This is a genomic window from Nocardia aurea (assembly GCF_003123685.1).
GTDB lineage: Bacteria > Actinomycetota > Actinomycetes > Mycobacteriales > Mycobacteriaceae > Nocardia > Nocardia aurea.
In genome coordinates this window covers 187860-214203 of sequence record NZ_QCYJ01000154.1, presented here as the reverse complement: position 1 = coordinate 214203, position 26344 = coordinate 187860, and the positions used below count along the sequence as shown (strand labels likewise).

The following is a 26344-nucleotide window of genomic DNA, read 5'->3' as shown; positions in this document are numbered from 1 at the left end:
TTCAGGTCACTGACACGCACACCCGCACAACATCTTTCAACACCCCGCCCGACAGCCCGGCACCATCACCTCACCACTTTCAAAACACGCCCTAGTGTGCTGAGTTGTTAATTCGCTGGCAGTAGTTGCCGATGGATTCGAGGATCTGGTCGGCGGTTTTTGTCCAGATGTAGGGGCGGGGGTTGTCGTTCCAGGTGTCGATCCAGTCGCGGATGTCTTTGTTGAGTGCGCGCACGGATCGGTGGGTGGAGCGGCGGAGTTTCTTGGTGGTCAGCTCGGCGAACCATCGCTCGACCAGGTTCAGCCAGGAGCTACTGGTGGGGGTGAAATGCAGCACGAATCTGGGATGTCTTGTCAGCCAACGCTTCACTGTGGGTGTTTTGTGAGTGGAGGCGTTGTCGAGGATCAGGTGCACGTCCAGGTCGGCGAGTACGGCGGTGTCGATTTTGCGCAGAAATGCGAGGAATTCGGTGGCACGGTGGCGGGCGTGTAGTGATCCGATGACTTTGCCGGTGGCCAGATCCAGGGCCGCGTAGAGGCTGGAGGTGCCGTGGCGGACGTAGTCGTGGCTGGCCCGGGCGGGGGTGCCGGGCATCATCGGGAATACCGGTTGGGTGCGGTTGAGTGCCTGGATCTGGGTCTTCTCGTCCACGCACAACACCAATGCTCGTTCCGGTGGGTCGAGATAGAGGCCGACCACGTCGCGGACCTTCGCGCAGAACAATGGATCTGTCGAGAGCTTCCAGGAGTCCTGTTTGTGGGGAGCCAGCCCGAACGCCCGCCAGACCCGCGACACCATAGTCTGTGACAACCCCAGGTGCTCGGCCATCGATCGCGTCGACCAATGTGTCGCGGTTTTCGGTGTGGTTTCCAGCGTCGCGGTGATCAACGCCTCGATCCGAGCGTCATCGATGACCCGCGGCCGGCCTGGACGAGGTTCGTCGAGCAAGCCGTCGCAACGCTGTTCGACGAACCGGTTACGCCATTTACGCACCGTGTCACGACCCACGCCGATCCGTTGCCCCACAGCCGAATTCGTGCCTCCCTCAGCAGCAGCCAACACAATCCTCGCTCGCAACGCGAGCCCGGCCGCCGTCTTGCGTCGACGTACCCAGCCCTCCAATTCGGCGCGTTCGGACTCGGTCAACACGATCTCCGCCACACGCGGACCCGGGCTCGGCACCACCACACACTACAACTGGAGCCAAATTAACAACTCAGCACACTAGTCGAGTGTCCGCAAAGGCGTCGACCAGCGCCTTCTCGGCGTGACGTGGCAGTGCAGACCCGAGTTGTGTTCGCATCCGAGCTCCCCCGAGGCAGTGAGTGGTGGTCTACCACGAAGCCGCTGATGGATCTGCCGTTATGTTGATGGTGGATTTGCAGATGGTCAACTGGTGGATTTGCCGCCCTGTGCCGCTCGCAGATCGGCCAGCAACAACGACAGAATCGCTTCCTCGTGCAGATCACGACCGTGCACCGCGTACACGTCGGCAACCTGCGCCGCTCCCGAAACCTCCAATCCGAAATGACGGCAGTACGTCGCGGCGTCGAATCGCCATAGCTCGCCACCACCGACCGTGGACAGCACCGTCCGCACGATCGCCAATCCGGCCGGATCGATATCGGCCCGCACCCGCACCGACACCCCCGCTTCCGCCGCACCGGCCAGCAGATCCAAGGCGGCCAGGGCGGGCATGCCGTCGGTACAGACCAGCGGCGGACACCGCGCACCGAGTTCGTCGGCGGCGGCTTCCACCACGGTCGGATTCTCACAGACGAACAGCACTGGCGGCACAGGCGCGAAACACCAGGGGCCCAACAGATCTCGGAGTGTGAGCCAGGCCGGTGCGCCGGGGCGGTGACCGCCGGTGATATCCAACGCGACGTTCAGCGTCAGTACCCGCGAGGACACGGTGTCGCAACGCACCCCGGCCGAGGCCCAGACGGCGCGCCAGTGGCGACCGGGGCGGGAAGGTGGCGGGTCGCCGTTGCCGATCGCGATCAGGCGGGCTACGGCACGTCCCAATTCGGTGTTGTGATCGAGGGCGTGGGCATCGCCGGTGGTTTCGGCGGCGAGTTGACCGAGTCGTTTCGCCTGCCCCGCGCGGGGCAGCGACGGCCACACACGGGCAATAGCTGTAGCCAGTTCCACAGTGCGGCCGGTGCCGGGTTTCGGTGTTCGGGGTCCGGCCAGCCATATCTCGGCGATCGCCGCGTCCACCCCGGCCGCACCGAGAATATCCAGCACACGGACGCGTTCCAGCTGCTCCGCGTGCTGTCGGGCCGCCGCGACCTCTCGTCCGACCGGTAGCGGTCCGCCGTAAAGCAGTTCGACGAACCGGGCGACGGTGAGTCCGTGCGGTGCGAGGGCGGCACCGAGTGCCCGCACTGTCACCGCGCGACCGGAGATTTCCCAGTCCACGCCGAGCAGTCGACCGACTTCGCGCCGCTGGGCAGTGGTCAAGCGCAAGGTCAGCGACCCGCTTTCCAGACTGCCGCCGCGATGGATCCGGCGGCCGAGCGCGTCGACGAGTAGGGCAGGGCCGGGAAGGGCGGCCCAGCCGCGCAGTCCTTCGGGCAGCTCATTCATCGGCGAGGCCGAACAGCCCGTTCATCGGCACGGCGACGGCGGCGGCGCCGAGCCGGTCGACACCCACTTCGATCAATGTGCCGCCGCACCACAGATAGGGCAGGACATCGACACCGGCCAGGTGCTTCTCGCGGGCGAGTTCGTAGATGGCGACGGCGGGCACGGTTTCGTAATTGCACCATTCGTCGTGGGCGGTGAGCATGATGTCGAGTTCGAAATCGACCGTCAAACCCATGAACGAGGCTTTGACCTGGGCGTCGACACCGGTCATCGCCTCGTCGAGCCACACCCAGCGCGGCGCGTGCGTCGCGGCGGCGTCATAGGCCACCACCGCGGCGGCGAACAGGGGCTGCGACAGCAACACCACTTTCTCGCCGCCGGATTTCGCGCCGTGTCTGGCGGCATCGAAGGGCACCCAACGGCTGGTGCTGCCGGGCCGATAGTGCAGATCGATCTTCAACCAGCTGCGATAGTCCAGGGCGCGGCCCAGCTGATGTTTCCAATCCACCGCACCTTCGGCGGCGGCTTCCGAGCGGGCGTCGTCGATCTTGCGGGTCAGGTATCGGCGCACCATCTCCTGCCGGTCGACCGACAGTTCGGCATAGCCACGGCCGAGTGCCTCCAGAACCGCCGCGGCATCGGGTTCGGCGGGATCGGCCTGCCAGACCACCTTGACCGTGTGGCCCTGGCGGGTCGGACGCCGGGCCAGCTGGTTGTTGATATGGGTGAAGGTGCGGCGGGTGTAGTCGAGGCGGTCCTTGAGATGTTCGATGAATGTCGAGCCGAGCAGAGTGGCCAGGACTCGTTGTTGTTCGGCGTCGAAACTGTCGCGTTGTTCGAGTACCCGGGCGGCCAGGGTGTCGGCGGCGGCCGGTGGCAACTGGAATCCGGCGGTGGGGTCGGTGTGGATCTCGACTCGCGGCAGGGTTTCGTCGTCGTCGAGTACCCGGGCGTCCTGTTGCGGCAGCAGGGCTTGACGCAGTTCCTCGAGTTTGTTGACGCATGCTCGCCACGCGCGGTCCACGTCGGCGGCTTCGGCTCTCAGCTCGACCTCCCGGCGCACGGAGGTGGCGAAATCGCGGGCGGCCTGCACATTTCGGCGCGGCGGCGCTTCGGTGGTCAGTGGCTGGGCGAGGCCGTGGTCGACTGCTTCCCACAACGCCGCGATGGCTTCGTCGCGGCGTATCTCGGCTACGGCTCGCTCTCTCTCATGGTTGGCGAGCACTTCGTCGGCGCGGGCCTCGTCCACGCGGGCTCCGGTGACCTGGCCCTCGAGGTCGGAGCGTTCCTTGTCCAGCCGGTCGATGCGGCTGTCGAGGTCGGCTTTGACGCTCAATTGCTGCTGTTGGTCGGCTCCCAAAGCATCCTCGGCGGTGCGCAGTTTCACGTCGAGTCGTCGCTGATCGGCGGCGATGTCGTCACGCGCGAATTCGGCTTCCACTCGGCGCGCGGTGTGCTCTTCCAAGGTGTTCACGGCGTCACCGTGGTTCTCGGTGGCGGTGTCCAGTTGACGCAGCAGGATGGCGTACCGGTCGATTCCGCCGCGGACCGCGCTGAGCGCGGCGGCTTGGTCATCGAGGTTGGTGCGGGAGAACTGTTGTGTGGCAGCATATTCGGCCAGGGCGGCGCGTGCGGCGTCCAGCGCCGCCGACTCCTGGGCGTGCCGGTCCTCGGCCGCGGCGAGTTCGAGGACACCGGCGGCGGTCGAACGGGTGCGTTCACCCCACCGCACCACCGCGTCGGCGAGGTCGCGTTCGGCTGCTTCGGGCAGTGCTCGTTCCTCGGCCGCGAGGCGGTTCAACGCTGTTTCGGTTTCGGTGATCCGCAGGTCGAGGGATGACAGTCGGCGAACCAATTCCTCCTGTTCGGCGAGCAGCGCGGCGATGCGTCGGGCTCTGGCCGCCTCCCTGGCGGCGGTGCCGACATAGGTGGCCGGTCCGGCGGCTTCGGCGCGGCCGGTGAGACCGCCCACCTGCCAGCAGCCGTCCACGCCAAGCCAATCACCGGCCGGTGCGGGAGCGCCGGTCGCGCGCCAGCCGAACCGAGCCAGCACGCGGCGCACCTGCTCGACACCGACACCGCCCGCGTCGACCGGTTCCAGTACCGCGAGCAGATTCGCATCCGCCGGGGTCGCGATGCTCTCGACCGGCCACTGGTCGGCGACGCCGAAATCGACGGTTCCGTCCGGCGCGATCCAGGCGTCGAGCAATCCGGAGGCGGCGAGCACGGCCTCCAACACCGCGAGGGCAGCGTCGTCCAGTCCGGGGACGGGATTGATCAGCCGCCACACGGGCGCGCCCTGTCGCTCGGCCACATCCGGCCGTGTCCGTCGTCGCCACGTCGACGGAACGGGCGGCGCGGCATCGGTTTCCCGCCGTGCCTCGGCCAGTTCGTCGGTGATCGCACCGGCCCGAGCCGCGATCGGGGCGCGGTCCAATAGCGCGGTCTGTTTACGTTCCTGCCACTCGGTGCGCCAGGTCACGATATGGGCGCGCATCCGCCCGGTCACGGTCGGGCGCGTCGACACGGCGCCGGTCTCATCGATAACCGTGAGTTCAGAGATCGCATCGCACCAGTCGGCCAGGCTCTCCTCGGTGGGTGCGGCGACCTCGGCCGCCCCCGACCAGTCACGCACCCGCGCCTCGAAGGTTCGCGCCGCCGCCTGTACCGCCGACAGTGCCTGTTCTTCGGTCGCACGCGCCGAGATGAGCCGAGTCTGGGCATCCTCTACGGCTTTGCCGGACACCTCCGTGCGCCGCACGGCATCGGCGCGCCGCATGTCGAGTGCGCGCAGATGTTCGAAACGTTCCAGGCGGGAGCGGTGCGCACCGAGCAGGGCGTCGACATCGCGAGTCGGCAGGTGCCGTCGAACTGATTCGGTCAGGCCCGCGAGCTTCGCGTCGACGCCGATCGCCTGCTCGACGTCGCGGACCGCGTCCTGCGCGGCCTGTAGTTTCTCCGCGGCTCTGACGACTTTCCCCTGCGCTCCCTGTTCGGAATCGGATTCTCGGGCAACCGCTTTCACCGCCGCACGGTGTTGGTCACCGACCCGGCCGAGTTCCCGGCGCAGGCTTTCGATCCGGCCGGTCGCCGCCACAGCGTCTTTGTAGGAGTCGGATTCGAGCAACTCCCGCATGGCGGTCGTGGCATCGGTGTGCGCGTCCCTGGTGCGAGTGAGCTGTGCTTCGGAGCGGCCTCGCAGCTCACGTGCGGCCGCGAGGGTGTCCGCGGCGGCCTTCTTGTCGCTGGTCGTGCGGTCCAGGCTGGTGGTGGCAGCAGCCATATCGTCGGCGCGGCGTCGCAGCACCCGTTCGGCCCACGGCCGCCAGCCGGTGCGGACGAATATCGCGATCGCGCGGGCCGAATCCTCGGTGCGTTGCATCGTCGCGCGGAGCTGTTCGAGATGTTCCCAGCCGTCGGCGAGCTGGTCGACCTCGTGACCGGCCAGCGGTGGCAGAGCATCGCGCAATGTCGAGGCCAGGCTGACGGGATTGAGCCGCTCCCCCAGTTTCGGTTTGCGCAGCTGTTTCAACAGTTCGGTGAGATTGTCGTACTGTTCGGCGCCCAAACCGTAGAGTTCGTCGGCCAGCCGGGCCCGATACGCGGCGGCACTGCTGGGCACGGTGACGCCGTCGAGTTGTTTGAGATCAGCGAGTGCGAGGGCCCGGCCGCCATCGAGCAGGGTGAAATCCCGGCCCAATCGCCGCCGGGTGACGAAATGCCAGGTGCTGACCGTGGCGGTGCCGCTGCCCGCCCGCGCGGAGGCGCCGAGTCCGCAGGTGAAGTACACCAGCGAACCGTCCTCGGCGATCCGCCCGAATTCGGCCCAGGCGTATCCGAGCCCGGCGTCGGCGGGTTCGCGAGGGTCGTCGCCGTCGCCGGTGGGCAGCAGGTTGAACCGCATACTGCGATGCTGGGAACCGAACGGATCGAGCACCGATGGCGCGATCTCGCCGCGCAACAGCATCAGGGTGGTCAGTTCCAGCACTTTGGTCTTGCCCGCGCCGTTGCCGCCCCGCAACACCAATCTGCCGTCCGCGAACCAGAATTCGGCGTCGTCGTACTCCCAGAGGTTCACGATGCCCACTCGCAGCGGCTGCCACCGCGCCCGCCCCGCCGTCGGCAGCCCGCGCGACTGCGCGGCCTGCAACCAGTCCTGCCCCCACTGGTGGGTGGCGGCGATTTCGACGGTCACGACAACTCCTCGATCCGTGCGGTACTCGCGAGAATGTGCGGTGCGCGATAGCGGGCGGCCGCCGGGGTCACCTGCCAGAGCCCGGGCCGTAGACCCGGTCGGAGCAGATCGAGCGCGCGCAGCAGTTCCACCACTCGCTCCCGACGCGCACCCGAGGTCTTCAATTCGGCGGTGATCGACTTGGGGTGGGCCACCGCGACCTGCTCGACAGCCGTCAACAGGTCGGCCTCGGTGACCACGCCGTTCTAGTCCCCGGCACGAAACAGTTCGTCGAGCACCACGAGGGTGACGAAATCGACGGCACGCAAGCGGGGGAAAGCCAGGTCCGTGGCCGATTCCTCGCCCGCGATAAGCGCCAGCCCCTCGGCGCGCTGTTCGACGGTCCAGCCGGTCATTTCGGTGCACCATGCCACCACTCGGGTGCGCTGGCGGATCAGATACGCGCGTTCGGGTTCGCTGAGGTCACTGTAGAGACAGACCGGCAGTTCGATGATGCGGCGCATCACCGCGAATCGTTCTGCCGCTTCGGTGAATACCGCGCCCCGCCGGTTCAGCGCGGCCGCCAGCGAAGCCGGATCCGCCATCCTGAGCAGCATTTCGCGCTGCACACCGTAGGTGCCGCCGACCTTGTCCTGCTGTCGCGCCCAGCTGTCCGCATCGGCCCCCGCACCGCCGACCACCGCCAGCGCTCCCGCCGACACCAGCAGCCCCAACGCGGTGATGAATACCTTGCGCTCGGCGAACCGGTCTGGCTCGTAGGCGGTGACCGGACAGTCTTCGCGGGCGGAGAGCACCCGTACCCGATCCGACAGATCCTGGGTGGAGGTGATGTCCTCGGCGTCCTCGGCAGCGGCGGCGGCCAGCAGCGCCAACACCAGCGATCGGCGCGGTGGCGGATCGACCCGCCGCGGCGCGATCACCGAATCCCCCAGCGGCAGACGGAACAATCGGGCAGCGGTATCGGTGACCACCAACCGGTAGCCGAGACGAGAGGAGAACCAGTTCACCAACTCGGGTCGATGCCGGGGATGACGGATGAGGCCGAACAGTTCCCTGTCGCGGACGCGGTCGATCACGGGACCGGCGAGTAGTCCGGTGAACGCGCGCCGACGGTCAACTGCGTCGCGATCGTCATCCACCATGTCCCACCTCGACCGGTTCCAGCGTGAAATGCCAATTTCGCGTGACGAATCGGCCACCGGGCGATTCCAGGGTCGTGGTACCCGCGACCACCGGCTCGGCCAGCGCGACCCGCCAGCGTCCGTCTTCGGTCACCCCGATCCGATGCGATTCACCGCGCCGGGCCCGAGCCGTGGCCAAGAGATCGAGCAGCAGCCCCAGTTCCGGCTCCGACAATGGTTCCCATTGCGCCAGTTCCGTTCCCGACCGCGCGCGCAGAGCCGCTTCGGCCTCCCGTCGCTGCGCCAGCGCGGCGGTCCGAGCCCGCCGAGCCGCCGCACGCCCGGCGGAGGTGTCCATCGCTTTGACCCGCCGTCCGACCGCGGCCCGTTGGCCGTGTTCACGATAACGCGCGGTGATCGGAGCCGCGGCGGCATCGGCCCAGCCGGTGGTGTGATCCTCGGAGTTCTCGGCCGCGATCAACAGATGTCGCGCCGGAAAGACCCCGATGGCGGTATCCCAGATGTGCCAGGCGGTCTCGTCGTCGGGCGCGGATTCGATCGCCCCGGCGAGTTCGAGCAGTTCCGCGCGCCGGGTCAGCGCACCGCCGGTGTCGAGCAGGATATGCATGTTGCGGGCCCACGGTGCCACCAGGTCGCGTAGTTGCCTGCGCAGTCTCCTGGCTTGTCCGTCGGCACCGCCGAACCAGGACCGCAACGACTCCCAGGTCCGCAGCCAGCGCTGCACCTGCGGATCCACGAGTTGATCGGGAGCGCCATCGGCGAGGGCGCCTCGGACACATGCCCGCCACACCGAATCGGTCAGCTGTGGCTCGGTGTCGGTCATCAGCGCGGCAACCGCCGGGGTATGGATGTCGACCTGCTCCCCCCACATGCCGACATAGGATTGCAGCGTCCGCCACAACACATCCTGTTTCTCTGCGTCGGGTCCACCGGACAATGCGTGGGCCAGGCTGCGCTGCCAGGATCGAGCCGCCACCGCCATCCCGTGATGCAGGGTGATGACCTGCTGGTATTCAGCCGCTGCCGCCGGAAAGTTCCGGTCCCGCACCGCATCGGCGAAGGCTCGCAGACGATCGTGGATCGCGCGAGGGGCGAGGGTGAGGTCGGCGGCAGCCTCTTCCTCGGCAGCCAGATCCTCGGTCCAGAACGCGTGCAAACGGGCCGCTGTCGGAGTCAATTGGAAACGGTCACGGCGACGCAGGAAATCATCGCCCGTGCGCGCCGGCTCCTGCCAGCGAGTGAGCACTCCCCACCGCACCAGGCTCGTCAGACGGTTGTCGAGAGAGAAGGAGTCCGCGTGCAGCAGTTGGTCGGCTGCCTGCTTCCCGGCATGCTCGCTCACCCACATGCGCAGCCGAGCGGTGATCTCGTCGAACGACATTCCCGTCAGGCTGGTGTCCTGTGCCTCCACCAGCACATCCACGATCGCTCGGTACTGCGCGGCGAAACGCGACACCAGGTACGCGGGAACCAATTCCTGACCTGGAAGATGAGCTGCCCACGGATCGATCCCCGTCGATTCGAACAACTCGTCCCCGTCGGCCATTCGGCCAGGATAGTCAGGCGCGGACCGGATAGTTCGCCGAGCTGGCCCCTGTCCACTCCTGAAAATCCGGCACAGGAAGCGTGCCGGCCCGACCTCATCCTACGACCGGTCATGGCCTGCCCTGTACGGCTACCATAGCGGGTATGCCCCCTCCTGACCTGGACAGACTCGATCTGCCGGGGAGCATGACCTGGGACGAGCTCCAGCAGCTGCCCGAGGTGGTGTCGGCACGGATCGAGTTGTGGGAGGGGCGCGTGGTGTGGTTGCGGCGCGGCACCCCGTCGCATCAGTTCTGTGCGAACGTGTTCTGGACGGGACTGCGGCGCGCGGCCGCTGAACAACGTAGGAACGACCCCAAGGAGTTCTCGCGAGCGGCCACCGAAACCAACATCTTCTTCGGCGCGACCGGCAAGTCGGATTTCATGACCCCGGATTTCATGGTCTACCGGTGCCAGAAGTCAATGCACGACGATGTCCGGGCCGCAGATGTGCTCATCGCCGGAGAAGTGCTGTCCCCAGCGAACAGCGCCACCGAGATCGAGGCGAAGAAGGCGCGCTATGCGACAGCCGGGATTCCCTGGTATTGGGAGGTCGATCTCAACAGAGACACCGATACCCCACTGATCAAGGCAGTGCGTGCATATGGACGGACCACGACGCCACTCGAACTGCCGACCGGGGTGCTGTCCATTCGTCCGGTCAACTACGGATTGCTCAACGAATGGAGCCCGGAAACCGGTGCCGGAATCGTGGCGAAACTTCCGTTTCCGATCAGCATTCCGTGGTCCGAATTCAACGAGTGATCGCCCCCTGAGCCACCGGGAACTCCGGATGACATGGACCTCGGTTCAGTTGTCCGCGAACCACTTTCGTATACACTCGAATCCGGATCGGGATCGCCGCCGTCGCTGCTCGAGAACCCCGGAAGTCCACCGGGGCAACGGTTCTCGCATCTCGATCCACGCCTCAGGCACCCCGATCCGCCCGAACACGCTGCCGCGACCATTGTGGGCTGCGACGATTCCGCCGACGATGGCACAGGTGGTATCGATATCACCGTCCGCAACGAGACAGGTCGCGATCGCTGCCGGATAGTTCGTCAGATGAGTCGACGCCATCCACAACGTGAACGGCACGGCGTCCTGCGCGGTTACCCGAGATCCATTGCCGCGTATCCGTGCGGCTTCGTCCACGGAAGCACCGAGCAGTGTACGGGCACGGCGTAGCCCTCTGCCGACTTCGCCGTCACCGAGCCTATCGATGATTCCGGTGATGAATTCCTCTGGTGCGTGCGCAGTTCCGATCATACGAGCATGCGCTGCCTGCCCTGACGCGACCGCGACCGCGACCGCTCCGGCAACCCCCTCCGGGTGGGCATGTGTCACCTGCGCCGACCGAACCGCCTCGCTCACAATCTTTTCCGGATCTCCGGCGTAGTACGCGCCCAGTGGCGCGACTCGCATCGCCGCTCCGTTCCCGCATGAACCCTCACCGCCGAAGGCCGCGCCCGCGGCTACCCGCCATGGCACACCGTCACGGATCTTGCGCAAAATTCCCGATGCGCCGAAACCGTAGTCTCGACGGGGATCCCATCGTGCGGCGAACCTGGCGGCCAGCCGATCCTGGTCGATACTTTTCTGCGTGCGACGAGCTCGACCGCCACGCCGCAGGCCATTTCGGTGTCGTCGGTCCACTCCCATTGCCCGACGGGAAAGTCACCCGCCAGAATATCGGGAACCGATCGAGCCATCACGGGGAATCGCTGCCCCGACGCGTCTCCCACCGAGAGCCCGTCCAGCGTGTCGAGCATCAGGTCGATGTGCATTGCATCCGATGGTGGTCGCTCGCCGCGGAGGGGCCGCGGGACCGTCGGCCCGAACCCGATTAGTCGTCTCCGACGGAATCAGAGACCAGCGCCCCGAATGATCTGGAGATCACTCCGGCCGCAGTCTCCCGCTCTTTCCGTTGGCGACCAGCGGAGTATCCGCCGAAATGAAGTCGCGCCCATCGAAGTCGAAAGGACGCTGATACGGTTCGTACCAGGGCGTATTCTGAACCGGTTGATCACCATTCAAGAACAGGTATTCCCCGACCGATGGGTTGTCGTACTCCGAGCCGATGCGGTGAGGCAAGTTCTCCCAACATATTCCAGTGGTCCCGGTTCGGCGATCGAGTTCCGCCGACGTGATTTCCTGCGGCACATCGACGATGCGATCCCAGCCACCGTCCTGCCAGCCTGCCGATCGGGCGATATTCGCGACCGTGGTCGGCGACATCGCTTTGGCGGCAGCGAGCGCATCGTCACTGAACCGGAACAACGAGCCCAGCGGCTGCTCACGACCGAAGAAATACTTCGATGCGCAAGTGACAGGACTCTCCTTCTTGTTCGGTGCCGGGAAGGGGGCGCACCCCGCTATGACAAGCACAGAAGTCGCGATGACGAAGAAAACCAACGGAACACGTCGACGCACAGAGTCACTTCTTTCCAGGTAGCGGGATCCCGACACCGGGCGCTTGACCGGTCCGGCCTTCTGGAAGGTTGCTGAAGGCCAGTTTCGGAGTATGTTCTCCACCTTCGGCATCTTTGGTCTCCAATACCACCAAGGTGCCGTTGTTTATTTCGTTCTTGATGATCTGCTGCAATTCGGCCGGGCTCGCGTTCGGATTGGCGAGCGCGATCTGGCGACCACGTTCATTGTTGTACAGGTCCATCGCTTCACGTTGCGGGACGTTACCGGCGGTCTTCTCGTGCGCGGTCGCGTATTCCGTCGTCCACTCTTCCCCGAACTTCTGTGTCATCAGCGCGTTCCAGTAGGCATGTCTGAAGGCGTCACCCTGACCATCCTGGGCAGATGCCAGGAAGGTGGCCAATGCGGCCTCCGTCGCATCCGAAGAGAGTTTGAACTGCTCACCGACGGCCGCAGGCCCCTGCGTCAAGAGAAGGTTTTTCATGGCCGATATCTCGTCGGGCGTCAGCATCGACGGGTTGATATCCGGGTACTTCAGCCGGATGAGTTCGAGCGTTGCCCCGGTGGGCCACAGCTCAGCACTTTCCGACGAGACGGCCGTCTGGTAGTTCTCGAGAATGGAGTCCAAAGTCGGATTGCCGGTTCGGACCGATCTAGCGACCCCTGACTTCACGGAATCCGGAAGCAGCTCGAGGAATCTCACGAGATGCTCGGCGCCTTCCTGGTCGTCGCTTTGGATGCTTGCCAGGGCATCCTTTATCTTCGATGACAGCGAGGAACTCGCAATCTCTTTCGCCAGCACGGCCGCGGCACCTCCCGGCCAGTATTCGCGCGAGGTCTCGACATTGGATTTGTACGACCTCACATTGCCGTCGCTCTCCACGAAGAGATCCCATCGGGACGCGTCGGCTTCGGCCACACCGGCCTTGATCTTGGCTATGTTGGTGTCGATGTTCGCGGCGAGTGACGCGGTCTTCGCGGCCATCTGCGCCAACACCTCTGCCGTGGCAATGATTTCCCCACGGTCGGATTTTCCTCGCACACGCGCGGCATCGCCCGCCTCGCCCTTGAAGTAGTCGATCGATCGAGAGATCTTCCCTTCGGCGGAATTCGCCTCCGCTTCCAGGATATCCGAGCAAGCCGCCATCTGGACTGCTGCCTGCGCCATATGCGTCGTATCCCATTGGACAACAACCGGCACGGTGAGCAACACGATCCCGCTCATCGCGGCTCCAACCTGTTGATATTCGCACCGATCGCCTTGTCCAACTCCTCTTGCAGCGCGGCGACGTAATCGGTGTCCGTGCAGAAGGCACGTATGGTGGTCGTGTGATATTCGACGACGGTGTCGAGCGCTTGCAGCGATTCCTCCAGCTTCGTCGCCAGATTCGACTCCATCATCGCTCTCCGAGCATTCGTCCGCTGCTCGCGCGCGATAGGCGATATGGCATCGATCACGTCGGCGTTCCGCCGCACATCGTTGGCCATCTCCCGCATCCTGGCCGGGTCGATATCCATGGACATCGGTCAGCCTCGCCTGAGATGCGATGGCACATAACCGAAGTCGTCGCCACTGCTACTCGGTGAATTGCGCTCGTCTACGACACGCTCGCCATCCGCACGCTCACCGGGCGGCGGAAGCGACTCGAAGAGTTCGACAACCTTCGACTCGACCTCGTTCATCGCCGACCGATGCCGATCGGCGATGAGCCGCGCCAACCCGTCGGGGCCGCTATCCATCGCATAGTCGGCGAGATAGAGTTAGGTTATTCGCCCGGTGGAGTCGGTCTCGATTGCGACACTGCCATCCACGGATCGAGATGATCCCCGCAGTTCGGCCAGCTGGCTATTGATGCGATCGATCTCTGCCCGAGAAGATCCGACACTCACTTGTTCCCCCGAATCACAACCTGCCCGAACATGCTCGTGGGCAACGCTATACCGCTGTCCGCAGCCGCCGATCCCCGCGTGCGGATCGTAGCGTACCGACTCATGGACCGCGCTGAGCCACCGGTCGGTTCAGGCCAGTTCCTCGATCTTCGCCGCCAACTCCGCCCCCGTCAGCGGCTCCCGCGCGATCACCGCGATCGTGTCGTCCCCCGCGATCGTCCCCACGATGAACGGCAATGCCGCCCGATCCAACGCACTCGCCAGATAATGGGCGGCCCCCGGCGGCGTCCGCAACACCGCGATGTTGCCACTCGAATCGGTGGACACCATCAGGTCACCGAGGAGTTTCGAGAGCCGATCGGTCCCACCGGTGACCCCGCGAACGGGACTGCCATCCTCGGGAACCAGGTACACCCCCGCACCCCCATCGGCCGCACGCAGCTTGACCGCGCCGAGTTCATCGAGATCACGCGACAGTGTGGCCTGGGTGGTCTCGATTCCCTCGGCGGCGAGCAGCGCGGCGAGTTCGGTCTGACTGCGGACAGCGTGGGCCGAGAGCAGTTCGACGATGCGGGATTGGCGGCCCGCGCGGGTGCGGGCGATCGCCGCGCCTTTCACGCCCCTGCCGTTCTCCGGTTGCCCGGTCATGATTGGACTTCCTCCCCGCCGACAGGGCCGAGGATCACCGACCCGGCGGCGAGATGCTGCCGTTTCGTCGACGCTAGTTTTCCAGCGGCGCGGCTGCGCGTACTCGGTGGGCGATCAGCGATACGGATGCGGTGCTGAGTTCGCCTCTGCGCAGGGGTCTCCGGGCGGCCGACCGCGTTCACCTGTGACCTCGCACGGTCGGCGGCTCGTTCGGAATCGGTTGGTGCCGCAGTACGCACAGCACCGTTCGTCGACTCACAACGCGTCTCCGCGATGTTTGTCCAACAGCCACACCAGCAGTGCCTTCTGCGCGTGTAGCCGGTTCTCCGCTTCGTCCCATACCGCGCTGTGCGGTCCGTCGAGCACGTCGTCGGTGATCTCCTCACCGCGGTGGGCCGGAAGGCAGTGCAGCACTACGGCGTCGGGGGCGGCCTTGGCGAGCAGGTCGGCGTTCAGATGGAAGGGGCGGAAGGGGCCGACGCGGTCGAGGCCGTCGTTCTCTTGGCCCATGGAGGTCCAGGTGTCGGTGACGAGGGCATCGGCTCCGGAGGCGGCGGCGATCGGGTCGCCGGTCAGGGTGATGGTCGCGCCGGTTTTGGCGGCCCGTTTGCGTGCGGCGTCCAGGATCCACGGCAGCGGTTCGAAATTCGCGGGCGCGGCGATGGTCACGTTCAGGCCCGCGGTGACGCCGCCGAGTAGCAGCGAATGCGCCATGTTGTTGGCGCCGTCGCCGAAGTAGGTGAGGTTGCGTCCGGCCAGTTCGCCGATGCGTTCCTTCAGGGTGAGCAGATCGGCGAGTACCTGGCACGGGTGGAATTCGTTGGACAGCGCGTTGACCATCGGAACCGTTGCGGCCTCGGCCATTTCGTCGAGGCGGTGCTGTTCGAAGGTGCGCCAGACGATGGCGTCGACGTAGCGCGACAGCACCCGCCCGGTGTCGGCCAGGGTTTCCTCCCTGCCCAGTTGGGTGTCGCGGCCGTCGACGACGACCGCGTGCCCGCCGAGTTGGGCGATCCCCATTTCGAAGGAGAAGCGGGTGCGGGTCGAGTTCTTCTCGAAGATCACTCCCACGCCGCGCGGGCCTTCCAGCGGACGGCGCGAGAACGGTGCCGCCTTGAGTTCGGCTGCCAGGGTGAGGATTTCGGCTTGTTCGGCCGGGGACAGATCGTCGTCGCGCAGGAAATGCCGTAATCGCGCGGTGGCCTCGCTCATGCCGGTTTTCCCTTCGCGTCGTCGGCCGCGCCGTCCAGGATTTCCGGGAGGTCGGCGACGAAATTATCGGACTGGGTCTCGGTGAGCACCAGCGGTGGGGCCAGCCGGATGATATTCGGCTTCGGTGCGTTCACCAGATATCCGGCTTCTCGCGCCCTGTTCTCGACCTCGGCCGAAATATCTTCGGTGAGCACGATTCCGAGCAGCAGCCCGGCCCCGCGCACGTGGTCTACGAGGGGGTGTTCGAGCAGTTCGATGCCGTCGCTGAGCCGTTTGCCCACCGATTCGACGTGGGAGAGCAGATCCTGTTCGTCGATGGTGCGCAATACCGCCAGTGCGGCCGCGGCGCAGACCGCGTTACCGCCGAAGGTGGTGCCGTGCAGGCCGGGGGTGAGCAGATCGGCCGCGGGGCCGGTGGCGAGGACCGCGCCGATCGGCAGGCCGCCGCCGAGACCCTTGGCGAGGGTGATCACGTCGGGCACGATGCCGCAGGACTGGTGCGCATAGAACTTGCCGGTGCGGCCGATGCCGGTCTGCACCTCGTCGAGGATCAGCAGCGCGCCGTGACGTGCGGTGATCTCCCTGGCCTTGACCAGGTAGTCCAGCGGCGGCACCACGACGCCGCTCTCCCCCATCATCGGTTCGAGGAAGACGGCGGCGGTGTCGGCGTCGACGACGGCTTCGAGCGCGGCGGCGTCGCCGTAGGGGACGTGCACGACGCCGGGCGGCATCGGCGCGAACGGTTCACGCTTGGACGCCTGACCGGTCAGCGCGAGCGCGCCCATGGTCCGGCCGTGGAAGGCCTCCTCGGCGGCGACGATCTTGCTCCGGCCGGTCAACCGGGCCATCTTGAAGGCGGCCTCGTTGGCCTCGGTGCCGGAGTTGCAGAAGAACGCGCGGCCGTGTCCGTCACCGAATTCGCCGTCGCCGAAATGCGCGAGCAGCCGCTCGGCCAGTTCGATGACCGGTTCGTTGGCGTAGAGGTTGGAGGTGTGCCCGAGGGTGCCCAGCTGGTGGGTGACCGCCTCGAGGATCGCGGGATGCCCGTGGCCGAGACTGTTGACCGCGATGCCGCCGAGGAAATCGACGTAGCGATTGCCGTCGGCGTCGTAGACCACGGCTCCCGCGCCGCGGACCAGCGCGATCTTCGGGGTGCCGTAGTTCTTCATCAGCGCGGCCGACCACCGCTGCTGTAGGTCTGCTGTACTCATTCGTCGACTCCGTAATCGCTGCGGCCCCGGACCTCGCGGCGCGTATCAGGTTCGTTCGTGACAGGGTGGTTCGTGACGGGCTCTCTCATGATCGAGCCCGGCTCGCGGCGGGAGTCACCATGGTGCCGATCCCTTCGCCGGTGAACAGTTCCAGTAGTACCGAATGCGGGACGCGGCCGTCGATGACGTGCGCCGTCGGCACTCCGCCCTGCACGGCGCGCAGGCACGCCTCCATTTTCGGCACCATGCCCGCGTCCAGACGCGGCAGCAGCGTCGCGAGATCCGTCGCGTCGATACTCGAGGTGAGCGAGGAACGGTCCGGCCAGTCGGTGTAGAGGCCCTCGACGTCGGTGAGGATCACCAATTTCTCCGCACCGATGCCCTCGGCGAGTGCCGCGGCGGCGGTGTCGGCGTTGATGTTGTGCACGACGCCGTCGATATCGGGGGCGATGGTGGAGACCACCGGAATCCGTCCCGCGCCGATCAGATCGAGGACGGCGTCCGGGTTCACCCGGGTGACGTCGCCGACCAGACCGATATCGGTCGGTTCGCCGTCCACGTCGACGGTGCGGCGGGTCGCGGTGAACAGCCGCGCGTCCTCGCCGGAGATGCCGACCGCGTACGGGCCGTGGGCGTTGATCAGCCCGACGAGTTCACGACCGACCTGACCGAACAGCACCATCCGCACCACGTCCATGACCTCGGGTGTGGTCACCCGGAATCCGCCGCGGAATTCTCCCTGCAATCCGAGTTTCTTCAGCATCGCGCTGATCTGCGGGCCGCCGCCGTGCACGACGACCGGATGCACGCCGACAGTGCGCAGGAATGCCATATCCGCGGCGAACGCGCGCTTGAGTTCGTCGTCGATCATGGCGTTGCCGCCGTATTTCACGACGACGATCTTGTCGCGGAACTTCTGCAACCACGGCAGTGCTCCCGCCAGCACGTGCGCCTTGTCCAGCGCCGAGAGTTCGCGTAGCAGAGAACCGTTCATGAGCTGTAGGCCGAATTCTCTTCGACGTAACCGTGCGAGAGATCGGTGGTGCGGATAGTCGCGGACCCGTCACCGACATTCAGTGCGATCCGCACCTCGATATCCATGCCGGACAGATCGACCTCGCGCGCGCCCGGCGCGCCGACACCGTCGACGCAGACCGGATTTCCGTTGAACGACACCGAGATCCGGTTCGGATCGAGGGTGATCGGCGCGATGCCGACGGCGGCCAGCACCCGGCCCCAGTTCGGGTCGGAACCGAAAAGCGCGGTCTTGACCAGGGAGTCGCGGGCGACGGCGCGCGCGGCGATCAGCGCCTCGTCCTCGGTGAGCGCACCCGTCACGGTGACGAGTACCCGCTTGGTGATTCCTTCGGCGTCGGCCATCAGCTGGGTGGCCAGATCGTCGCAGACCGCGAGTACCGCGGCGTCGAGTTCGGCCTGCGACGGCGTCACCGCGCTCGCGCCGTTGGCGAGCAGCAGCACGGTGTCGTTGGTGGAACAGGATCCGTCCACGTCGAGCCGGTCGAAGGTGAGCCGGGTGGCGTTGCGCAATGCCTGATCCAGCTGTTCGGGGGTGGCGCGGGCATCGGTGGTCAGCACCACCAGCATGGTGGCCAGCGACGGCGCGAGCATGCCCGCGCCCTTGGCCATGCCGCCGACATTCCATTTGTCGTTGTGGTGGAACGCCGCTTCCTTGGGCACGGTGTCGGTGGTCATGATGGCGTAGGCGGCGTCCAGGCCGCCGGACAGTCCGCCGCCCATCTCGTGCACGATCTCGGTGACGGCGGGGATCAGTTTGTCCATCGGGAGTCGGTCACCGATCAAACCCGTCGAGCAGACCGCGATCTCGCCCGCGCCGGTTTCGGTGCCCCAGTTGCTCAGCGCCGTCGCCAATTCCTCGGCGGTGCGGTGGGTGTCCTGGAATCCGCCCGGTCCGGTGCACGCGTTCGCGCCGCCGGAGTTGAGGATGACCGCGCGCAACCGGCCCGAGGACAGCACCTGCTGCGACCACAGCACCGGGGCGGCCTTGACCTGGTTGCGGGTGAAGACGCCGGCGGCCGCGTAATCCGGGCCCTCACTGAACACCAGTGCCAGGTCGGGGTTTCCGCTGGCCTTGATGCCCGCGGCGATACCCGCGGCGCGGAAGCCGAGCGGGCCGGTGACGCCCTGGGTCCGAACCAGTTTCCCGCTCTCGACTGTCGTCACGGTGCCACTCCTACGGTGGAAAGTCCTTCGGCCTCGTCGAATCCGACGGCCAGGTTCATGGATTGGACCGCGGCGCCCGCGGTGCCCTTGGTCAGGTTGTCGATCGCGCCGATCACCACGAGCAGTCCGGCGTCGGCGTCGACGGCCACCTGGAGGGTGACCGCGTTGGAGCCGAGGACCGAACCGGTCTGGGGCAGCACCCCTTCGGGCAGCAGATGCACGAAAGGTTCGTCGGCATAGGCCTTCTCGTAGACGGCCCGGGCCTGTTCGGCGTCGACGCGCACCGGTGCGGTGCAGGTCGCGAGGATGCCGCGCGGCATGGGCGCGAGCACCGGGGTGAACGAGACCTTGACCTCCGTTCCGGCGACCGCGCCGAGATTCTGCGCGATCTCGGGGGTGTGCCGGTGCGCGCCCGCGATGCCGTAGGCGCGCACGGAACCCATCACCTCGGAACCGAGCAGGCCGACGTCGAGTTTGCGGCCCGCGCCGGAGGTGCCGCTGACAGCCACCACGTTCACCGTCGGTTCGACGATGCCCGCCGCGACGGCGGGGGCGAGAGCGAGGCTGGCGACGGTCGGATAGCAGCCGGGCACCGCGATCCGGCGCGCGCCGCGCAGGGCGTCGCGGCCACCGGGCAGTTCCGGCAGTCCGTAGGGCCAGCTGCCCGCGTGTTCGGTGCCGTAGTACTTGGTCCACGCCGCCGCGTCGCGGAGCCGGAAATCCGCGCCGCAATCGATGATCACGGTCGATTCGGGCAGGGCGTTGGCCAGCGCCGCGGACTGACCGTGCGGGAGACCGAGGAAGACCACATCGTGCCCGGCCAGTTCCTCGGCGGTACTCGGCGCGAGGACGCGGTCGGCGAGCGGCAGCAGATGGGGCTGGAGCTCCCCCAGCCTGCTGCCCGCGTTCGAGCCCGCGGTGAGCGCGCCGATCTCCAGTCGACCGGCGCGGTATCGGGGATGACCGAGCAACAGGCGCAGCACTTCGCCGCCCGCGTATCCGCTGGCACCGGCAACGGCGACCCGCACGACGGGTTCGTCCGACGTATCAACCATGAAATGATTATGCACGATCATGCAAGCTCATTCATAAATGGGGGGCGAACTCGGTCGCCGATTCGTCGGCGCGACCGGCGATCAGCCGCGCGACCAGGGGAAACAGCAATACCGTCGTCGCGTCCGCCGCTACCAGTGTCGAGGCGATCTCCGCCGACATCAACCCCGCTCCGGTCGCGACCAGGGTGACGGCCTCGATGATCGCGATCGACCGCGACCCACGTGCTGACCGCCGCGTCCCGATCGACAACCGCGACCGGACCGAAGTCGAGGTAGCTAAAAGATAGCCGCGATCCGTTCAGCGCGACCGAAGTGTCCGGCACAACCCGGATGAGCGAGACGATCGCCGACGACGAAGCTCCCGTATCTGCGACTGCCAACAGGCGCATCCGATAATCCTGGCACACGAACGAGCGGCGATCCGAGGATCGCCGACCAGATTGCCTCGCCGTAGCCCAATATTCCCCTGACCGCCGGACCCCATCGGGGATACCGTCGAAGGATGACCAAAGCGAAGGTCTTCCACGAGCTGCACCACCGGGAAACGCCGCTGGTTCTGCCCAACGCCTGGGATTTCGGTTCGGCGGCGATGCTGGTGGCCGAGGGATTCCCCGCCGTCGGGACCACGAGTCTCGGCGTCGCGGCGGGAGCCGGGCTGGCCGACGGCGCGGGCGTCACCCGAGACGAGACCCTCGCCCTCGCCGCGCGGCTGGCGCTGCTGTCGGTACCGGTGACCGTCGATATCGAGGGCGGTTTCAGCGAGGATCCGGGAACGGTCGCCGATTACGTCGCCCGGTTGTCCGAACTGGGGATCGCCGGGGTGAATCTGGAAGACGGCCGCGCCGAGGCCGGCCTCGCCGTCACCGGACAACAGGCCGAGTTGATCGCCGCGGTCAAGGACCGTTCGCCGGAGATCTTCGTCAACGCGCGCGTCGACACCCACTGGCTCCAACTCGACGAGGATTCCACACTCGCGCGCGCCGACGCCTATGCCCGCGCGGGCGCCGACGGCATCTTCGTGCCGGGCCTACGCGATCCCGAGGAGATCGCCGCGACGGTCGCCGCGGTGCCACTGCCGGTGAACGTCCTCTATCTGACGACGGGGCCGTCGGTCGCTGAACTGGCCGCGCTCGGTGTGCAGCGGGTGAGTACCGGGTCGCTGCTGTATCGGGCGGCGTTGGCAGCCACGGTGGATATCGCCCGCGCCGTGCGCGACGGCGCGCCGGTCGCGGGCGGAATACCGAGTTATCGCGATGTGCAGCACCGCGCACCATGACGTTCGCGACGGGACGGCGATATCGCGTGTGCCATTCGTGGCGGCGGTGCAGTAGTCGTACACAGCACGATTGCGAGAGGAAGCCTCTTCGAAAAGCGCGGTGCGATACGGGAACCCGGCATCGCAGGTAGAGTTGTTTGCCGCAACGCATTTCATGGAGGACCAGCACCGATGCCCGCCGTCAACGATGCGTTCAACAACGACGATTCCGTCCTCGGCAGATTCCTCACGACGGCCGCTCATCTCATGCTGTACGCGATCGCGGTCATCGCCGTGGCGCGGCTCCCCTACTACCTCGGAATCGATCACTGGGCGGTCGGTTTCGGCGAGTTCGTCGCGACACTGCTGGTACTCGTCGGCGTCATGCACAACGTGCACCGGCGGCTATGCGTCCGCTGTATGCAAGAGGTGCCCACCGATCCGAGCGGTCGGGTGCAGCGGCAACATCGGGTGCTGTGGTTCAACCACGAACTCGCCACCACGCGAGGGATCCTGGTCTATATCGGCCTCGTCGTCGGCGGCGGCCTGTCGATCCGCGTGTTCGGACTGCCGCGTGCGGCTCACCTCCCGATCGACGCGGCGTTCGTGACGTCGCTCTATTCGATGTGGCTGCATCACAGGTTGCGGCCGTGGTGTCCTTACTGCCGCCCCTGGGACGACGATGACGCGATCGAGGAGCCGTCTCCCGATCCGGTGGTGAAGGCGACACGGTGAAGCGGGAGGCGGCGCCGGTCGAGATGGCCGCCGTGTACGCGGTCCTGTGGCTGATGGTCGCCGCGGTGCTCGTCCACCGCGACAACAACGCGCCGGAGGGCAGGTAGGCGGCGCGCGGCGTGCCAGGCGGGGGTGGGCGGGGCGGCGTGGGTTAATGGGGCCCATGGTCATTCGCTGGATCATTGCGCTGGTCGGGGTGGTACTCGCCGTGGCGTTGGGCGCGGTCACCTTCGTGATCGTGTCGGCGACGATTCCCGAATCGTTGGTACCGCTGTCGTTCGCGGTCAGCAATTACGGTCTCTACCTGATTCCGGCGGGGTTGCTCGGTATGGGGATCGGGCTGATCCTCGCGCAGCGACGCAACACGGTCGTGTTGCGGATCCTGGGCATGCTGGTCGGGATGGTCTGTGTCGTCGCGACGGTGGCGGCCTGCGTCCCGCTGGTCGCCTCGTGGCGGGCAGGCAGGGCACGCGACTGTCGATCATGAACTATGTGACCGGCGGCACCAATACCGGAGATCCGGTGGAGACACTGAGTACCCCGTACGCGTCCGTCGACGGCACCGATCTGCTGATGGATGTCAAGATGCCCACCGATCTCGTCGAAGGTCGACGGGCCGCGGTGATCTGGGTGCACGGCGGCGGATTCACCGGCGGCGACCGGGGCGAGGGTCCGGAGTGGCACAAATGGCTCAACGACCGGGGTTACGCGGTTTTCGCGATCGAGTACCGGCTGGCGCCGCCGCCGCGCTGGGAGCAGGCACCGGGAGATATCCGATGCGCGGTCGGCCGGATCAAGGAGCGGGCCACCGAATTCGGGATCGACCCGGCCCGCGTCATGCTCGCGGGCGGTTCGGCGGGCGGCAATCTCGCCCTGATGGGGGCCTACGCGGACGAACGCGTCGCACCGAGTTGCCCGGTCGGTGATACGTCCGTCGCCGCTGTCACCGCGTTCTCTCCGCCGACCGATCTGGCGTCGGGCTGGTACGACACCGGTAGCCCCGACTATTCCCACCGCACCCTTACCGACTACCTCGGTGGCGCGCCCGACGTCCATCCGGACCGCTATGCCGCCGCCTCACCCCGCACGTACGTCCGCCCCGGTCTGCCGCCGACCCTGCTCATGCACGGCACCCGCGACCATGTCGTCCCCTTCGACCAATCCGCCGCTCTGACAACCGCACTCGAATCCGCGAGCGTGCCCGTGACCCTGGTCCCGCTCCCCTACGCCGACCACGGATTCGACGTCACCTGGGGTGACTGGGCCACGCAGATCTCCCGCGACACCTTCGACGATTTCCTCGCCAGGTACTTCCCCGCACCGTGACATCGCGGGGGAAACGCCTACTCGAGGTGCAGGTCCCCCGGGCGGGCAGCGCGGATCGACCGGGTCAGCGTTCGACGACGCGTTCCCCCTCGCCCGGCTTCCAGATCGTGATGTGCAATTTGTCGTCGGCGACCTCGACGGTGGACGCACTCGTCAGATCGGCGACGAAGAAGTGGTCGAACTTCTGCCCGCGGATGTCGAAACCGTTCTCTTCGAACAGCGCCTGGGCGAAACGGCGGTGGACTTCCTTGTCCGGCAGGTCGGTGACGGTGCCGAACAGTTTCGCGTCGCCGTCGCCGACCATGGTGTCCACGGTCGCGGTGTGCAGGCAGAAACGCGGGTCGCGGGCCAGATCCTTGAATTTGGTGGTGCCTGGCATCCCCGCGATGACGAGCATGTCCTCGAAGACGCGCGGTTCGACGGGGCTGATCCGAGGAGAGCCGTCGGCGCGCAGGGTGGCGAGCATGCAGAGATTGCCCGTCGCCCGGTGCCGACGCGTGAAGATGTTCGCGATCCTGGGTGCTTGCGCGGTGAACTCGCTCCAAGTGGTCATGTGAAGGACCGTACGACGAAAACCTGTCATCTTCTGTCAGGTTTGCCCGATAGTGTCGAGGGGTGCGTGCGAGTCGGCTTGTGCAGCTGCTGCTGATCCTCCAGACCAGGGGGCAGGTGACCGCACCCGAACTCGCGGCCGAACTCGAGGTGTCGGTGCGCACGGTGTATCGCGACGTCGAGGCGCTCTCGGCGGCCGGTGTGCCCGTGTACAGCGAGCCGGGCCGCGCGGGCGGGATACGGCTCGTTGACGGCTATCGCACCCGCCTGACCGGTTTGACCTCCGACGAGGCCGACGCCGTTCTGCTGGCCGGACTCCCGGACGCCGCCGCCGATCTCGGTCTGGGCACCGTGCTGGCGACCGCGCAATTGAAGGTGCTCGCCGCGCTGCCGCCGGAATTGCGCGGGCGCGCCACCCGAATCGCCGAACGTGTGCACGTGGACGCGCCGGGATGGTTCCGCAGACCGGAGCAGACCCCGACCCTGACGACCCTCACCGACGCGCTGTGGCACGACCGTAGGCTCCTGGCGCGCTATCGGCGCGGCGACCGTGTCGTGGAGCGTCGCCTGGATCCGTTGGGTCTGGTACTCAAGGCGGGCACCTGGTATCTGGTGGCCCGGCAGGGTGCCGATATCCGTTCGTATCGGGTCGGGCGGATCGAGACCGCCCACGCTCTCGACGAAACTTTCTCCCGCCCCGATGATTTCGAGCTGTCGACGCATTGGGCGCGGGCCCAGGAGGATTTCGCGCGGTCGATGTTGCGGGTGCGGGCCCGGTGCCGGATCGATCCGGCGCACCTGCGCATGCTCGCGCTGACCTTCGAACCTGCCGCCGTCACCGAGGCCTACGAGTCGATGTCGGAACCCGACTCCGAGGGCTGGGTCGAGATCGTCCTCGCGTCCGAGGCGTATCACGTACTCCTGCACGGCATTCTGCAACTCGGCGAACACGTCGAGATTCTCGCGCCGCCCGAGTTGCGCGCGGAGATCTCGGCGATCGCCCTGGCGATGGCGAAACGCTACGGCACGGTCGGCGACGCGTGAGGATATCGGTCGACGATCGTGCCGCGGCGTTCCGGGGTCAGCGCAGGGTGCGGAAGAATTCGCGGATATCGGTCGTCAGCAGATCGGGCGCTTCCATGGCGGCGAAATGACCACCTCGGTCGTATTCGGTCCAGCGCACGATCTCGTGCTGTTCCTCGGCGATCTTCCGGATGGACAGATCACCGGGAAAGATCGCGGCCGCGGTGGGCACGCCCGAACTCTTCGACGCCGCTCCCCAGGATTCGGATTCGCTGTAGAGCCGGATCGAGGAGGCGAAAGTCCCGGTGAACCAATACAGGCTGACATTGGCGAGCAAAGCGTCACGATCCACGGCGTCCTCGGGCAGTTCGATGGCCGGATTCGTCCAGCGCGCGAACATGTCGACCAACCAGGACAGCAGTCCCGCGGGTGAGTCGTGCATGCCGATCGCCAATGTCTGCGGGCGGCCCGCCTGCACCATCGCGTAGCCGTATCTGGTGAAACTGTCCGGTCCGGTCAGCTTCGCCAGTTTCGCCTGATCCTCCGGGCTGTATTCGGAATCGCCCGATCCCCAATCCTGTTCGGCGTTGTCCCCGCCGTCCCACGACGGCAGGGTGATCGGGCCGTTGACGTGGATGCCGAGGAGATTTTCCGGCGCGATGCGGCCGAGTTCGGTAGCGGTGAAGAAGCCCGCGTCCCCGCCCTGCGCGCCGTAGCGGTCGTAGCCGAGCCGGGCCATCAGACGTGCGACGACCTGCGCGTAGTGCTCGGTCCCGCCCGCGCCGAGCTGCGGTGCCACGCCCGAGAACGCGAAACCCGGAAGCGAGGGGATCACCAGGTGGAAGGCGTCGCGCGGATCGCCGCCGTGTGCGCGCGGATCGCTGAGCGGTCCGATGACCTCCAGGAATTCGATGAAGGACGCGGGCCATCCGTGATTGAGGACCAGCGGCACGGCGTCGGGCTCGGGTGAGCGCACATGCAGGAAGTGCACCGGCTGTCCGTCGATATCGGTGCGGAAATGCGGCAGTTCGTTCAATCGCGCTTCCATCGCGCGCCAATTGAATCCGGACCTCCAGTAATCGGCCAGCGGCTTCAGGTACGAGACGGGCATGCCCTTGTCCCACCCGACGCCGGGCAATTCGTCCGGCCACAACGTCGCGGCGAGCCGGGTGTGCAATTCATCGATGCGTGCCTGCGGAATCTCGATGCGGAAGGGCCTGATGTCCTGTTCGTTACTCATGAAATCCACGCTAGGAGGTCCTTAGGACAGTTTTGTTCCTAACCTCGCGCC

23 protein-coding genes and 2 pseudogenes are annotated in these 26344 nt (G+C 66.5%); 6 read left to right on the top strand and 19 right to left on the bottom strand.

The window, feature by feature from the left end:
* Positions 1–91 precede the first annotated feature (91 nt).
* The 5 genes and pseudogenes from DAT37_RS38855 to DAT37_RS38835 all read right to left on the bottom strand — a co-directional run bounded on the left by DAT37_RS38855 (position 92) and on the right by DAT37_RS38835 (position 9476).
* Positions 92–1183: an IS630 family transposase gene (locus DAT37_RS38855; RefSeq protein ID WP_198654653.1), complete on the bottom strand. Its 1092-nt coding sequence runs from the start codon at positions 1181–1183 to the stop codon at positions 92–94.
* 207 nt (positions 1184–1390) lie between these two features.
* Positions 1391–2593 (bottom strand): DUF2399 domain-containing protein, encoded by a 1203-nt coding sequence (locus DAT37_RS38850; protein ID WP_109529931.1) that lies wholly within the window; start codon positions 2591–2593, stop codon positions 1391–1393.
* The gene (locus tag DAT37_RS38845) at positions 2586–6788 is read right to left on the bottom strand and encodes a TIGR02680 family protein (RefSeq protein WP_109529930.1); all 4203 of its coding nucleotides are present in this window, start codon (positions 6786–6788) and stop codon (positions 2586–2588) included. Before DAT37_RS38845 ends, DAT37_RS38850 begins: the two co-directional genes overlap by 8 nt.
* Positions 6785–7930: pseudogene (locus tag DAT37_RS38840) on the bottom strand (DUF2398 family protein). The gene DAT37_RS38845 and the pseudogene DAT37_RS38840 overlap by 4 nt, the downstream one beginning before the upstream one ends.
* Positions 7920–9476 carry a DUF2397 domain-containing protein gene (locus DAT37_RS38835; protein WP_109529929.1) on the bottom strand — a complete coding sequence of 519 codons (1557 nt, stop codon included), beginning with the start codon at positions 9474–9476 and terminating at the stop codon, positions 7920–7922. Before DAT37_RS38835 ends, DAT37_RS38840 begins: the two are co-directional and overlap by 11 nt.
* Before the next feature lie 143 nt (positions 9477–9619).
* On the opposite strand from DAT37_RS38835, the gene DAT37_RS38830 reads away from it, so the two are divergent.
* The gene (locus DAT37_RS38830) at positions 9620–10279 is read left to right on the top strand and encodes a Uma2 family endonuclease (RefSeq protein ID WP_232840261.1); all 660 of its coding nucleotides are present in this window, start codon (positions 9620–9622) and stop codon (positions 10277–10279) included.
* Between the two features lie 45 nt (positions 10280–10324).
* Here the strand turns inward: DAT37_RS38830 and DAT37_RS38825 are convergent, their stop codons facing one another.
* The 12 genes and pseudogenes from DAT37_RS38825 to DAT37_RS45885 form a co-directional block, all read right to left on the bottom strand.
* Positions 10325–11092 (bottom strand): ADP-ribosylglycohydrolase family protein, encoded by a 768-nt coding sequence (locus tag DAT37_RS38825; RefSeq protein WP_232840266.1) that lies wholly within the window; start codon positions 11090–11092, stop codon positions 10325–10327.
* Complete coding sequence (locus tag DAT37_RS45890) at positions 10990–11301, bottom strand: hypothetical protein (RefSeq protein ID WP_232840267.1); 312 nt, start codon at positions 11299–11301, stop codon at positions 10990–10992. The genes DAT37_RS38825 and DAT37_RS45890 overlap by 103 nt, the downstream gene beginning before the upstream one ends.
* A gap of 109 nt (positions 11302–11410) precedes the next feature.
* Complete coding sequence (locus DAT37_RS38820; RefSeq protein WP_157978897.1) at positions 11411–11929, bottom strand: hypothetical protein; 519 nt, start codon at positions 11927–11929, stop codon at positions 11411–11413.
* Positions 11930–11951: 22 nt separating this feature from the next.
* Positions 11952–13169, bottom strand: coding sequence for a DUF6973 domain-containing protein (locus DAT37_RS38815; RefSeq protein WP_109529926.1), 1218 nt, complete (start codon positions 13167–13169; stop codon positions 11952–11954).
* The gene (locus DAT37_RS38810; RefSeq protein WP_109529925.1) at positions 13166–13468 is read right to left on the bottom strand and encodes a hypothetical protein; all 303 of its coding nucleotides are present in this window, start codon (positions 13466–13468) and stop codon (positions 13166–13168) included. The genes DAT37_RS38815 and DAT37_RS38810 overlap by 4 nt, the downstream gene beginning before the upstream one ends.
* A gap of 495 nt (positions 13469–13963) precedes the next feature.
* The gene (locus tag DAT37_RS38800) at positions 13964–14482 is read right to left on the bottom strand and encodes an arginine repressor (protein WP_109529923.1); all 519 of its coding nucleotides are present in this window, start codon (positions 14480–14482) and stop codon (positions 13964–13966) included.
* A 255-nt stretch (positions 14483–14737) separates the two neighbouring features.
* Positions 14738–15694, bottom strand: a complete 957-nt coding sequence (gene argF / locus DAT37_RS38795) for an ornithine carbamoyltransferase (RefSeq protein WP_109529922.1) — start codon at positions 15692–15694, stop codon at positions 14738–14740.
* Positions 15691–16905 (bottom strand): acetylornithine transaminase, encoded by a 1215-nt coding sequence (locus tag DAT37_RS38790; protein ID WP_109529921.1) that lies wholly within the window; start codon positions 16903–16905, stop codon positions 15691–15693. The genes argF and DAT37_RS38790 overlap by 4 nt, the downstream gene beginning before the upstream one ends.
* Before the next feature lie 85 nt (positions 16906–16990).
* Entirely contained in the window at positions 16991–17899 is a 909-nt protein-coding gene (gene argB, locus DAT37_RS38785; RefSeq protein ID WP_109529920.1) for an acetylglutamate kinase, read from the bottom strand.
* The gene (gene argJ, locus DAT37_RS38780; RefSeq protein WP_109529919.1) at positions 17896–19107 is read right to left on the bottom strand and encodes a bifunctional glutamate N-acetyltransferase/amino-acid acetyltransferase ArgJ; all 1212 of its coding nucleotides are present in this window, start codon (positions 19105–19107) and stop codon (positions 17896–17898) included. Before argJ ends, argB begins: the two co-directional genes overlap by 4 nt.
* The gene (argC, locus tag DAT37_RS38775) at positions 19104–20162 is read right to left on the bottom strand and encodes an N-acetyl-gamma-glutamyl-phosphate reductase (protein WP_109529958.1); all 1059 of its coding nucleotides are present in this window, start codon (positions 20160–20162) and stop codon (positions 19104–19106) included. The genes argJ and argC overlap by 4 nt, the downstream gene beginning before the upstream one ends.
* A 31-nt stretch (positions 20163–20193) precedes the next feature.
* Positions 20194–20370: pseudogene (locus DAT37_RS45885) on the bottom strand (cation:proton antiporter); the annotation flags it as partial.
* A gap of 294 nt (positions 20371–20664) precedes the next feature.
* Between DAT37_RS45885 and DAT37_RS38765 the strand changes: the two are divergent.
* From DAT37_RS38765 to DAT37_RS38755, 4 genes are all read left to right on the top strand, one after another.
* Positions 20665–21438: an isocitrate lyase/PEP mutase family protein gene (locus DAT37_RS38765; protein WP_109529917.1), complete on the top strand. Its 774-nt coding sequence runs from the start codon at positions 20665–20667 to the stop codon at positions 21436–21438.
* A gap of 171 nt (positions 21439–21609) precedes the next feature.
* Positions 21610–22152, top strand: a complete 543-nt coding sequence (locus tag DAT37_RS38760; RefSeq protein WP_109529916.1) for a hypothetical protein — start codon at positions 21610–21612, stop codon at positions 22150–22152.
* 163 nt (positions 22153–22315) lie between these two features.
* On the top strand, positions 22316–22639 hold the full coding sequence (locus DAT37_RS45110) for a hypothetical protein (RefSeq protein WP_198654652.1): 324 nt from the start codon (positions 22316–22318) through the stop codon (positions 22637–22639).
* Positions 22636–23478, top strand: a complete 843-nt coding sequence (locus DAT37_RS38755; RefSeq protein WP_198654651.1) for an alpha/beta hydrolase — start codon at positions 22636–22638, stop codon at positions 23476–23478. Before DAT37_RS45110 ends, DAT37_RS38755 begins: the two co-directional genes overlap by 4 nt.
* A 64-nt stretch (positions 23479–23542) precedes the next feature.
* On the opposite strand, the gene DAT37_RS38750 is transcribed toward DAT37_RS38755, so the two are convergent.
* Positions 23543–24031, bottom strand: a complete 489-nt coding sequence (locus DAT37_RS38750; protein ID WP_109529915.1) for a pyridoxamine 5'-phosphate oxidase family protein — start codon at positions 24029–24031, stop codon at positions 23543–23545.
* 62 nt (positions 24032–24093) lie between these two features.
* On the opposite strand from DAT37_RS38750, the gene DAT37_RS38745 reads away from it, so the two are divergent.
* Positions 24094–25074, top strand: a complete 981-nt coding sequence (locus tag DAT37_RS38745) for a helix-turn-helix transcriptional regulator (protein ID WP_109529914.1) — start codon at positions 24094–24096, stop codon at positions 25072–25074.
* Between the two features lie 37 nt (positions 25075–25111).
* Here the strand turns inward: DAT37_RS38745 and DAT37_RS38740 are convergent, their stop codons facing one another.
* Complete coding sequence (locus DAT37_RS38740) at positions 25112–26293, bottom strand: epoxide hydrolase family protein (protein WP_109529957.1); 1182 nt, start codon at positions 26291–26293, stop codon at positions 25112–25114.
* Positions 26294–26344: the final 51 nt, after the last annotated feature.